Origin of the sequence: Actinotalea alkalitolerans, assembly GCF_023369855.1 — a bacterium.
GTDB lineage: Bacteria > Actinomycetota > Actinomycetes > Actinomycetales > Cellulomonadaceae > Actinotalea.
On the sequence record NZ_JAMBPP010000003.1, the window covers coordinates 271513 to 283384 of the forward strand.

Genomic DNA, 11872 nt, shown 5'->3' on the forward strand with positions numbered 1-11872 from the left:
AAAACGCGTGGCCGGTCCGCGCCCCGACCGACATGATGGCCCGATGACCAGCACTCCTCGTCCCACCCCGGCCCTGCCCGACGGCTACACCGCGGTCGACCTCCCCGAGTCCAGGCAGCCCGAGGTGGTCGACCTCGACGCCTGGGCCTTCGCCGCCGAGCCACCGCCCGAGCACGCCGCCCAGCTCACCCAACAGCTCGAGTGGCACCGGACCCGTGGCGTGGAGGCGCCCGACGGCAGCCTCGCGGCAATGCGCTCCTCGTACACCTTCGCCCTGCCCGTCCCCGGCGGCGCGGTCCCCACCGCGGGCCTGACCTGGGTGGGCGTCCATCCCGAGCACCGCCGTCGCGGGCTGCTCTCCGCGATGATCCGCGAGCACCTCGACCGCTCGGTGCAGCGGGGCGAGGTCGTCTCGGCGCTCTTCGCGGCCGAGCCGGCCATCTACGGACGGTTCGGATACGGCACGGCTGCTCAGGGCCTGCGCATGACGGTGCCGCGCGGTGCGGCACTCCGTGACGTGCCCGGCAGCACGTCCCTGACCGTCCGCATCGAACGGCTCGACCCGGAGCGCCACGGGGGGCCGATCGCCGAGCTGCACGCCGAGGCGGGTCGGCACCGGCCCGGGTGGATCACCCGCGGCACCGACGGCCTGCGTGCCCAGCACCTGATGGACCTGCCCGCGTGGCGCAAGGGCGGCGAGGCGCTGCGGGTGCTCACCGTCCTGGACGGGCGGCGACCGCGGGGATACGCCCTCTTCCGACGCAAGGAGGACTGGGGCAGCGGCGCACCGCGGGGCACGGTCATCATCCGCGAGCTCGTGGCGAAGGACGCCGCCGCGGCGCACCGGATGTGGTCGGTACTGCTCGACCTGGACCTCATGGCCACGGTCGAGACGCCCGCGCTCGCCGTCGACGACCCGCTGCACACGCTGCTGGTCGACCCGCGCGCCTGCTCTCCACGGCTGCAGGACAACCTGTGGCTGCGGATCCTGGACCTTCCCCAAGCGCTCGTCGGCCGCCGCTACGCGAGCTCGGTCGACGTGGTGCTGGACGTCACCGACAGCGCTGTGCCGGCCAACGCCGGACGATGGCGGCTCAGCGCCCCGGACCCCGGGACCGGCGGCGCGGCGGCGCAGGTCACCCGCGTCGAGGACGGCTCGGTCACCCCCGACCTCGCTCTCGACATCCGTGAGCTCGCAGCGGCCTACCTCGGCGGCACCACCCTGGGTGCGCTCGCGGTCGCAGGCCTGGTCTCCGAGCGGACGCCCGGCGCGGTGCTGCGCACCTCGACGGCCTTCTCCTGGCCGGTCGCCCCGGTGTGCAGCTGGGTGTTCTGAGACGGTGGCTTCGCGTGCAGCCGCGGTGCTACCCGGTCAGCGCCGGCCCTCGTAGGCGGCGAGCTGGTCGATCCGGCGCTGGTGGCGTGCGTCGCCGCTGAACGGCTCGGCCAGGAAGGTCTCGACGATCTCGGTCGACTCGTCGACCGAGTGCTGGCGGGCACCGAGGGCGACGACGTTCGCGTCGTTGTGCTGCCGGCCCAGCCGTGCGGTCTCGACGCTCCACGCCAGCGCGGACCGCACCCCGGGCACCTTGTTGGCCGCGATCTGCTCACCGTTGCCCGACCCGCCGATCACCACGCCCAGGCTCCCCGGCTCGGCGACCACAGCCTCACCGGCCGCGAAGCAGAAGGACGGGTAGTCGTCCTGCGGGTCGTAGGAGTGCGCCCCGTGGTCGACGACGTCGTGGCCCCCCGCCCGGAGGTGCTCGACGAGGTGGACCTTGAGCTCGTACCCGGCGTGATCGGCGGCGATGTGGATGCGCATGGCGACATCCTGCCGCACTCCTGGTGGGTTCCGCCTAGCCTGGGCCCATGACTCGCCCCGACACCCGTCCTCTGCACAGCGGCATCGACCCCGACGCCCTCGACCCGACGACCCGCCCCCAGGACGACCTGTACGGGCATGTCAACGGCAGGTGGATCGAGTCCCACGTGATCCCCGCGGACCGTGCGATGGACGGCTCCTTCCGGGCGTTGCACGACCAGGCCGAGGAGCACGTCAAGGCGATCATCGAAGAGCTCGGTGCGCAGGTGGCCGCCGCCGCCGCGCAGGGTGCCACGGGGTCCGACGACCGCGCACCGGGCGGTGCGGCTGCCCAGGTCGGTGCGCTCTACGCGAGCTTCATGGACACCGAGCGGGTCGCCGCGCTGGGTGCCTCTCCGCTGAGCGAGGAGCTCGACCTGATCGACGGGGCCGCGGACCGCACCGACCTCACCCGGGTGCTCGGCAGCCTGCAGCGCACCGGAGGTGCGGGGGCGGTCGAGTTCTGGGTCGACAACGACGCCAAGGACCCCGAGCGCTACGTCGTGTACCTGTACCAGGGTGGTCTTGGGCTCCCTGACGAGTCCTACTACCGCGAGACGCAGTACGCCGCCGTGCGCGAGGCGTACGAGCCCCACGTGGCCCGCATGCTCACGCTGGCGGCCGGTGTCGATGCGACGCAGGCCGAGGCGGACGCCGCCGCCGTCGTCGACCTGGAGACCCGCCTGGCGGCGTGCCACTGGGACGTGGTGCGCGACCGTGACGCCGACCTGACCTACAACCCGATGCCGCTGACCGACCTGGTCACCAGCTCGCCCGGCTTCGACTGGGAGACCTGGACCACCGCCCTGGCCGCACCCACGGGCAGCATGGACCACCTCGTGGTGCGCGAGCCCGACTTCGCGACCGGCTTCGCGGCCCTGTGGTCCGAGCTCCCGCTCGAGCAGTGGAAGGCCTGGCTCCGCTACCACCTGGTCAGCGCCCGTGCCCCCTACCTGCACGACGCGGTCGTCGAGGCGAACTTCGACTTCTACGGCCGCACCCTGACCGGCGCGACCGAGCTGCGCGACCGCTGGCGGCGTGGGGTGTCGGTGGTCGAGGGGGCGCTGGGCGAGGCCGTGGGTCAGGTCTACGTCGACCGGCACTTCCCGGCGAGCCACAAGGAGCGCATGCACGAGCTGGTCGCACACCTCGTGGAGGCGTACCGCCGGTCGATCACCTCGCTCGACTGGATGGGTGAGGACACCCGTGCCAAGGCCCTGGACAAGCTCGCGGCGTTCACCCCGAAGATCGGCTACCCCGACCGGTGGAAGGACTACTCAGGTCTGGAGATCAGCCCTGAGGACCTCGTCGGCAACGTCCGCCGGGCGACCGCCTTCGAGCTCGACCGGGAGCTGGCGAAGATCGGCCGTCCGGTGGATCGCGACGAGTGGTTCATGACCCCTCAGACGGTCAACGCGTACTACAACCCCGGGATGAACGAGATCGTCTTCCCCGCAGCGATCCTCCAGCCCCCGTTCTTCGACCCCGAGGCGGACGACGCGGTCAACTACGGCGGCATCGGCGCGGTGATCGGTCACGAGATCGGCCACGGCTTCGACGACCAGGGGTCGAAGTACGACGGTCAGGGGCGCCTCGAGGACTGGTGGACCCCGCAGGACCGGGCCGAGTTCGACACCCGCGCCGCTGCACTCATCGCGCAGTTCGACGTGCTCACCCCACGCCAGCTCGGCCCCGAGCACACCGTCAACGGTGCCCTGACGATCGGGGAGAACATCGGGGACCTGGGCGGGCTGACCATCGGCCTCAAGGCCTACGAGGTCGCCCTCGAGGCGCAGGGCCTGACCCTGGCGCAGGCCCCGGTGCTCGACGGCCTGACCGGCGTGCAGCGTGTCCTGATCGGCTTCGCGCAGGTGTGGCAGTCCAAGGGGCGTGACGAGGAGGTCATCCGCCGGCTGGCGACCGATCCGCACTCGCCCAACGAGTTCCGCTGCAACGCGGTGGTCCGCAACCTCGACGCGTTCTACGAGGCGTACGACGTCACGCCGTCCGACGCCCTGTACCTCGCGCCGGACGAGCGGGTACGCATCTGGTGAGCCGTACCGGCGGGGCCGGCCCGGCTGCGGGTCGGCCCCGCCGGTGCGTCGGGCTGGTCAGAAGGGCTGATAGCCCGCGCGGGCGACCGAGAACCCCTGGCCGGTCGGGTTGTGGCGGCACGTCGCCCCGTTGGTCGAGCTGAAGCAGGACATCTCCCCCACCGTGGTGGCCTGGCCGTAGTCGAGCACCGGGGTGCCCTCGGGCGCGGCAGCGGGTGGGGCGTCGACGCACGGGAACGAGAACCCGTCGGTCGCGGTCACCGTGAGCACGCTGCCGACGGTGCCGGTACAGCCCTCGGGTGGCGCGGGGGGCTCGTAGGAGAACTGCAGGATCGTGCAGGTGGCGGCGTCGGGGGTCACGGTGCAGTGGATGTTCCCGCTCGGCAGCACGAAGGCCCCGAGGTCCAGGCTGTCGGTCGGCTCGGCGGGGGCAGACTCCTCGGGGGTGCTCTCGAGCGGGTCCTGCTGGGTCGGTGAGGCCGCCGGGGTCTCGGGCTCGTCGCCGTCGCCCCCCGACATCACCATCGCCAGGACCACCAGGAAGGTGACCACCAGGATCACGTCGATCGCGAGGAACGCGGTCATCCCCGGGCTGAGGGGACGACGGCGCCCTCCGGCCGCTGCTGCGGGTCTGGGCTGCTCCACCACTGCTCCTCTCGTGCCGACAGGCACACTGCACCGGCAGCATGCCACGGAGCCGCGCGCTCCGCGACGCTCCGGCCTGAGCCCGTGGACCACCGGTACCGGGCGGTGGGGGTGCCGCTCCCTGACGGGTCGTCGACCCAGGACGGACGTTACCGCGGGCCGCCGGTCAGGCCGATCACGGCCATCGCCGCAGACCGCCCGGGGATCCCGCTGACCCCTCCTCCGCGACGCGCCCCCGCACCGCAGAGCAGCACGCGCTCGTGCGCGGTCGAGACCCCCCAGCGTGCCGCGAGCCCGCCGTCGTGCCCCTGACCGGGCTCGGCCCAGGGCCAGGCGAGGTCACGGTGGAAGATGTGCCCACCGGGCAGCCCGACGTCGCCCTCGAGGTCCACCGGGCTGCGCGCCTCGACGCACGGCCGCCCGTCCTGGTCCAGAGCCAGGCAGTCCTCGATCGGCTCGGCCAGCACGCTGTCGAGCGAGCGCAGCGTCGCCGTGAGCGCAGCGTCGCGAGCGCCCACCGGGTCCTCGCGGAACAGCCGGGCGGGCATGTGCAGGCCGAAGAGGGTCAGGGTGTGGTGACCCGTGCGCCGCAGCTCCGGGCCCAGGATCGACGGGTCGGTCAGCGAGTGGCAGTAGATCTCGGCGGGAGGCAGGGTCGGGACCTGGCCCCGGGCCGCCTCCTGGTACGCCCGGTCGAGCTGGCCGTACCCCTCGTTGACGTGGAAGGTCCCGGCGAAGGCACGCGCGGGGTCGACCTGCGGGTCCCGGAGCCGCGGCAGCCGGGTGAGCAGCATGTTGACCTTGAGCTGTGCACCCTCAGGGGGTGGGTCGGCAGGTTCGGCCCCCAGCAGTCGGTCGAGCTCGGCGGGGCTGCAGCCCGCGAGCACGTGACCCGCCGCGGTGCGGTGCTCGTGGCCGGTCCAGGGATCGCTCCAGACGACCTCGGCGCCCGTCGGGCCGGGGTGGACCGACTCGACGGCCGCCGACGTCCTGAGCTCGGCACCGTGACGTCGCGCGGCATCCTCGAGCGCGTGCTGGACGGCACCCATGCCGCCGACCGGCACGTCCCAGTCACCGGTACCGCCTCCGATCACGTGGTACAGGAAGCACCGGTTCTGGATCAGCGTGGCGTCGTCCGCGCGAGCGAAGGTGCCGATCAGCGCGTCGGTGAGCACCACGCCGCGCACGAGGTCGGAGGCGAAGCTGCGCTCGACCACCTCGCTGAGCGGCGTCTCGACGAGGTCCCGCCACCACTGCTCGCCGATCGCAGCACGGACCTGGTCGGCCGAGGGCAACGGACCGGTGACGGTGCCGAAGACGGCACGGGCGAGCGCCGCGGTGCGCTCCCCGAAGGACGACCAGGCGTCGGCGTCCCCCGGTGCACCGACGTTCGCGAAGGAGCGTCGGGTCGCGGCCGGGTCGCCGGTGTCGACCAGCAGACCGCGCGAGGGCTCCCCGGGGACGGGTGTGTAGGACGAGATCCGCCGCCTGCGGAGCGTCAGGTCCAGGCCGAGCTCGTCGCGGACCGTGGCCGGCAGGAGCGAGACCAGGTAGGAGTAGCGCGAGAGGCGAGCATCACGCCCGGCGAACACCTGGTCGGAGCGGGTGGCGCCACCCAGGTGGTCGGCCCGCTCGAGCAGCAGGACGCTCCGTCCGGCCCTGCCCAGGTACGCGGCGGCCGTGAGCCCGTTGTGCCCTCCACCGACGACGACGACGTCGTACCGGGGGCGTGGGGCCGGGGGTCGGGGCTGGGCGGGGACGTCGGTGGGCATGCCTGGCACCGTGCCATGCCCTCGCACCTGACGCCAGGCGCCCGGCACGTCGCGGCAGAGAGCGAGGGGTGGGTCGTGCGCTCCAAGGACGACCCACCCCCCGCCCGATCGGGCCGATACCGGGCTAGCTGCGCCAGGTGTCGGAGAGGGTCAGCACACCGCTCGCCGGGACGGTCGCGACCCGGTTGGCGCCGCTCTCCCAGGTGACGCCGCCGTTGCCGTCGACGCGCACGTACTTGTACTCGACGCGGGTCCCCGGAGGCATCGCCACCTCGGCCCGCCACACGGGGTACGTCGCCGAGGACAGCGCGACGCCCGCTGCGGGGCTCCACGTGCCGAGGGCGGCCGTGCTGCCCACGACGCGGATGCTCCGGCCCCACTGGGTGGTGGCCTCGACCCCGAAGGAGATCCGCGCGTCGCCGGGGGGTGGCGGTGTCGTGCCGTCGAGCATCGCCCCCGCGTGGATCGCGAGTGCGGAGCGCGCCGCGACGTTCGCGCTGAACGTCCCGTTCGCGGCGACGGTGACGGTCGAGCCCGAGCAGGAGCGGGCCGTCGGGTCGTAGTCACCGCTCATCACGTCGCAGTAGACGCCGGCCGGGAGCGACGTCGTGAACGTTCGGCTCAGCGCTGTCCCTTCGCCGTTGAGCGCGAGGTAGGCCTGGTCTCCCCGACCGAAGGCGATCTGGTTGCTGCCGTTGTCCCACCACTGGCTCGTCGCCGCGGTGCCTGCGGCGTTGCGGAACCCGACCATGTTGCGGATCTCGCGCCAGTCGTGCTGGCAGCGCCACCCGTTGGTGTAGCAGGTCGCGTCCAGCACCGCTCCGCTGCTGCTCTGGGGTGCCCCCTTGTTGTAGTCGCCGTTGGTCGCGTACCCCGAGTGCACCGCGGGTGCGCCGTACGGCCAGGCCAGCATGAAGACGTTCGCCAGCGTGTAGGCGGCACCGTCGGCCTCGGTCAGGGTCTCGAAGTTGCGCTCGGTGTCGTGGTTGTCGACGAAGACCCCGGCACGGTCGCTCGGCAGCAGACCCCAGGTCGCGCCGAAGGTCCGCAGGTTGGCCAGCCGGTCGCCGCCGGTGAACACCCGCTTGAGCTGGCGTCCGTAGTTGAACTCGTGCACGTCGCCGATCCCGGTGTACTCCGCGGGGGTGATGGGCTCCCCCGCGGCACCGATGACCTCCTGGACGATGTACACGCTCGGGTCGCTGAGCCGGCTCACGATGTCCGCGACGTCGGCCGCGGGCATGTGCTTGGCCGCGTCGATGCGGAACCCCCGCACGCCCAGGGCGATGAGGTCGTTCATGTATGTGGCGATCCGGCCCCGCACGTACTGCGACCCGGTGGCCAGGTCGGCGAGCCCCACGAGGTTGCAGTTCTGCACCTCCCAGCGGTTGCGGTAGTCGGCGATGTCGCGGCGGCACCCGTTGAAGTCGGCGTCGGAGTAGATGCCCGGGTAGCTGTAGTACTGGAACGGCGACCCCGCGTACCCGGTTCCCCCGCCGGGGGCGCCGCTCATGTGGTTGATCACGGTGTCGGCGATGACCTCGACGCCCGCGGACCGGCAGGTGCTGACCATGGCGGCGAACTGCGCACGGTTGCCGAGCTTGGACTCGATCCGGTAGCTGACCGGCTGGTACGAGGTCCACCACTGGCTGCCGCGGACGTGCTCCTGCGGCGGTGAGACCTGGACGTAGGCGTAGCCCGCAGGTCCCAGGGTGCTGGTGCACTCCCGGGCGACCGAGGTCCACGTCCACTGGAACAGCACGGCGGTGACGTCGCGCTCGCCGGGTGGTGCGGCCGAGGCCGGTGGTGCGGCGCCGACGGCGGCGCCGGTGACCAGCGCTGTGGCGGCCAGGACGCCCGCGAGCGTCCCGGCGAGGGAACGCAGGATCGAGCGGTGGCGGGATCGGGTGTGCGGTCGTCTGGTAGACGGCTCCATGCGGTACTTCTCCCCGTTCGGGTCGGACCGGCCCGACAGCGGTGTCGGACCAGAGACAGCCGGCCGTCGCAGCAGTGCGTCGGCCTCGAGCGGAGCGCGTGCAACGGGATGCAAGATTCCCGCAACATCCTTGGATGCTTGCACGGTAGGCGACGCCACCCAGGGACGCAAGAGGGCGGGCCGGCCACGCCGACCCGCCCTCCACCGGTTCCCGTCAGACGAAGACCGGGCCCCGCGTCCGGGTGCGCTTGAGCTCGTAGAACCCCGGGACGCCCGTCATGAGGACCAACCCGTCCCAGAGCCGGCCGGCATCCTCACCCTGGGGGGTCGGCGTCACCACCGGGCCGAAGTACCCGGTGCCGTCGATCGCCACCACAGGGGTCCCGACCTCGTCCCCGACCAGGTCGATCGCGCGCTGGTGGGAGGCGCGGAGCTCGTCGTCGTGCTCGTCGGTCGAGGCCGCGTCGATGAGCGAGGCCGGCAGACCGACCTCGTCGAGAGCCTCGGCCACGACCACGAGGCGATCGTCCCGCCGCTCCCCCGGGTGCAGCCGCGTCCCGATCGCGTCGTAGAGCGGCTTGACCACCTGCTCGCCGTGCGCGAGCCGCGCCGCGGTCACCACTCGGACCGGTCCCCAGGCGTCATCCATCGAGCGCCGGTACCCCTCGGACAGCTCACGTCCCTCGTTCAGGACCGCCAGGCTCATCACGTGCCACCGCACCTCGACGTCACGCACCCGCTCCACCTCGGTCATCCACCGCGAGGTCATCCAGGCCCACGGGCACGTGGGGTCGAACCAGACGTCCGCGGTGTGCCGGGACGGGGCGGAGGCAGCGGTGAGGTCGGTCATGGTTCTCCATCGATCGGTGGACGGGGGCGGCCGCGCACAGGTCACCGTGCGCATGTCAGCGCAACGTCCCCGACGTCCTGAACCATCCCGTCCCGGCGTGAAAGGATCCGGTGACCCGCACACGGACGACCCGAGGAGCACCACCGTGCCCGCTGAGAACCTCACCCGAGCCGAGGCGCGCGAGCGCTCGACGATCGTGGACGTGCAGTCCTACGAGATCGCGCTCGACCTCACCACCGGCCCGGAGACGTTCGCCTCCACGACCGTCATCCGTTTCACCGCCACCCCCTCGGCCAGCACGTTCCTCGACCTCATCCCCGCGGCGGTGCACGAGGTCGTGCTCAACGGGCATCAGCTGGACGTCGGCGAGGTGGTGGCCGACTCACGCATCCGGCTCGACGGGCTGGCCGCCGAGAACGAGCTCAGGGTGGTCGCCGACTGCAGGTACATGAACACCGGCGAGGGCCTGCACCGCTTCGTCGACCCGGTCGACGACGAGGTCTACCTGTACTCCCAGTTCGAGGTCGCCGACTCCCGCCGCGTCTTCGCCGTGTTCGAGCAGCCCGACCTCAAGGCCACGTTCGCCTTCGCGGTGACCGCCCCCGCGCACTGGACGGTGATCTCCAACTCACCCACCCCCGAGCCGCTGCTGCTGACCGGCGAAGGCCCCGGAGGGCCCCTCGAGGGCGCCGTGGCGCGGTGGTCCTTCGAGCCCACGCCCCGCATCTCGAGCTACATCACGGCGGTCGTCGCGGGCCCTTACCACCGGGAGGACAGCGAGCTGACCAGCAGCGACGGTCGCACCATCCCCCTGGGGGTGCTCTGCCGGGCCTCGCTCGCGCAGTACCTGGACACCGACAACATCCTGGACATCACCCGGGCAGGGTTCGCCTTCTACGAGGAGAGGTTCGACCGCCCCTACCCGTTCGCCAAGTACGACCAGATCTTCGTGCCCGAGTTCAACGCCGGGGCGATGGAGAACGCCGGAGCGGTCACCTTCCTCGAGGCGTACGTCTTCCGCTCCAAGGTCCCCGAGGCGACCGTCGAGCGTCGGGCCGTGACGATCCTGCACGAGCTCGCGCACATGTGGTTCGGCGACCTGGTCACGATGCGCTGGTGGGACGACCTGTGGCTCAACGAGTCCTTCGCCGAGTACGCCTCGACCCTCGCCGCCGCCGAGGCGACCCGCTGGACGAGCTCGTGGACCACGTTCTCCTCGCTCGAGAAGTCCTGGGCCTACCGCCAGGACCAGCTGCCCTCGACCCACCCGATCGTCGCGGACATCCGCGACCTCGCCGACGTCGAGGTCAACTTCGACGGCATCACCTACGCCAAGGGCGCCTCGGTGCTCAAGCAGCTCGTGGCCTGGGTGGGCCAGGAGCAGTTCTTCGCCGGGGTACGCGCCTACTTCGCCAAGCACGCCTGGGGCAACACCGAGCTCCGTGACCTCCTCGTCGAGCTCGAGGAGACCAGCGGCCGCGACCTGAGCCGCTGGTCCGCGTTGTGGCTCGAGCAGGCGGGCGTGACCCTGCTGCGTCCCCAGATCGAGCTCGACGTGCACGGTCTGGTGGCCTCGTTCGACATCGTGCAGGAGGTCCCGGCAGAGCACCCCGTCCAGCGCCCGCACCGCTTGGCGATCGGCGGGTACGACCTGGTCGAGACCGACGGCGCCACCCGGCTCGAGCGCACGGTCCACGTCGAGCTCGACATCGACGGACCACGCACCCACGTCAGCGAGCTCACCGGCCGCCCACGGCCCGACCTCGTGCTGGTCAACGACGACGACCTGGCCTACGCCAAGGTCCGGCTCGACCCCGACTCGCTGGCCGTGGCCACCGCGCACCTGCACTCCTTCACCGACTCCCTGCCCCGGACGCTGGTCTGGAACGCTGCGTGGGACATGACCCGGGACGGAGAGTGGGGCGCCCGTCGGTTCGTCGACCTGGTGCTGGCGAACATCGCGCACGAGACCGACTCCTCGGTGGTGCTCGTCCTGCTGCGTCAGCTCGCGACCGCGACCGACCTGTACGTCAGCGCCCCGCACCGCGACCGGGTGCGGGCCGAGGTCGCCGACCGCCTGCTGGCCCTCGCCCACGAGGCACCGGCGGGCAGCGACTCCCAGCTCCAGCTGGTCAAGGCCTTCGCCGCGAGGGCCGCCACCGACGCCCAGCTCGACGTCGTGGCCGCCCTGCGCGAGGGGACCTCCTCGCTCGACGGCCTCAGCATCGACACCGACCTGCGCTGGGAGCTCCTGACCAGCCTGGCCGCGGGCGGGCGGGCCGACGAGGCGACGATCGCCGAGCAGCTCACCACCGACGCCACCGCGACCGGTGAGCGGGCCGCCGCCGCCGCGCGTGCGGCCCTGCCCTCCCTCGAGGCCAAGCAGGCCGCCTGGGACGCCGCCGTCGAGCGTGGGGACCTGGCCAACGCGCTGCAGACCTCGACGATCGCGGGCTTCGCCCGGGTGCACGACCGCAGCCTGCTGGTGCCCTTCGTCGAGCCGTACTTCGAGTCGCTCGAGCGGGTCTGGACCGACCGGACCAGCGAGATCGCCCAGAACATCGTGGTCGGTCTCTACCCGACCCTGCTCGCCGGCAGCGAGATCGACGTCCTGGCCCGGACCGACGCCTGGCTCGACCAGCTCGGCGATCGCCACCCGGCCCTGAGACGACTGGTCGTGGAGTCGCGTGACGGGGTGCGGCGCGCCCTGGTGGCGCAGGAGCGTGACCTGACCGAGGACTGAGCGCGCCGGGC

At 72.2% G+C, this 11872-nt stretch carries 8 protein-coding genes; 3 read left to right on the forward strand and 5 right to left on the reverse strand.

The features are described 5' to 3' along the window. Window positions 1–43 precede the first annotated feature (43 nt). Complete coding sequence (locus M1R94_RS04780; protein WP_249380517.1) at window positions 44–1336, forward strand: GNAT family N-acetyltransferase; 1293 nt, start codon at window positions 44–46, stop codon at window positions 1334–1336. A gap of 36 nt (window positions 1337–1372) precedes the next feature. On the opposite strand, the gene M1R94_RS04785 is transcribed toward M1R94_RS04780, so the two are convergent. Further along, complete coding sequence (locus M1R94_RS04785) at window positions 1373–1822, reverse strand: ribose-5-phosphate isomerase (RefSeq protein WP_249380518.1); 450 nt, start codon at window positions 1820–1822, stop codon at window positions 1373–1375. Window positions 1823–1869: 47 nt separating this feature from the next. On the opposite strand from M1R94_RS04785, the gene M1R94_RS04790 reads away from it, so the two are divergent. Then, window positions 1870–3915: a M13 family metallopeptidase gene (locus tag M1R94_RS04790; RefSeq protein WP_249380519.1), complete on the forward strand. Its 2046-nt coding sequence runs from the start codon at window positions 1870–1872 to the stop codon at window positions 3913–3915. 57 nt (window positions 3916–3972) lie between these two features. Here the strand turns inward: M1R94_RS04790 and M1R94_RS04795 are convergent, their stop codons facing one another. The 4 genes from M1R94_RS04795 to M1R94_RS04810 form a co-directional block, all read right to left on the reverse strand. Then, a complete protein-coding gene (locus tag M1R94_RS04795; protein WP_249380520.1) occupies window positions 3973–4560 on the reverse strand; it encodes a hypothetical protein in 588 nt (195 codons plus the stop codon). 149 nt (window positions 4561–4709) lie between these two features. Beyond that, entirely contained in the window at window positions 4710–6332 is a 1623-nt protein-coding gene (locus M1R94_RS04800; protein WP_249380521.1) for a phytoene desaturase family protein, read from the reverse strand. Window positions 6333–6456: 124 nt separating this feature from the next. Continuing rightward, the gene (locus tag M1R94_RS04805) at window positions 6457–8268 is read right to left on the reverse strand and encodes a carbohydrate-binding module family 20 domain-containing protein (protein ID WP_249380522.1); all 1812 of its coding nucleotides are present in this window, start codon (window positions 8266–8268) and stop codon (window positions 6457–6459) included. A 214-nt stretch (window positions 8269–8482) separates the two neighbouring features. After that, window positions 8483–9118: a DsbA family protein gene (locus M1R94_RS04810; RefSeq protein WP_249380523.1), complete on the reverse strand. Its 636-nt coding sequence runs from the start codon at window positions 9116–9118 to the stop codon at window positions 8483–8485. Between the two features lie 145 nt (window positions 9119–9263). Between M1R94_RS04810 and pepN the strand changes: the two genes are divergently transcribed. Next, entirely contained in the window at window positions 9264–11861 is a 2598-nt protein-coding gene (pepN, locus tag M1R94_RS04815) for an aminopeptidase N (RefSeq protein ID WP_249380524.1), read from the forward strand. Window positions 11862–11872 lie beyond the last annotated feature (11 nt).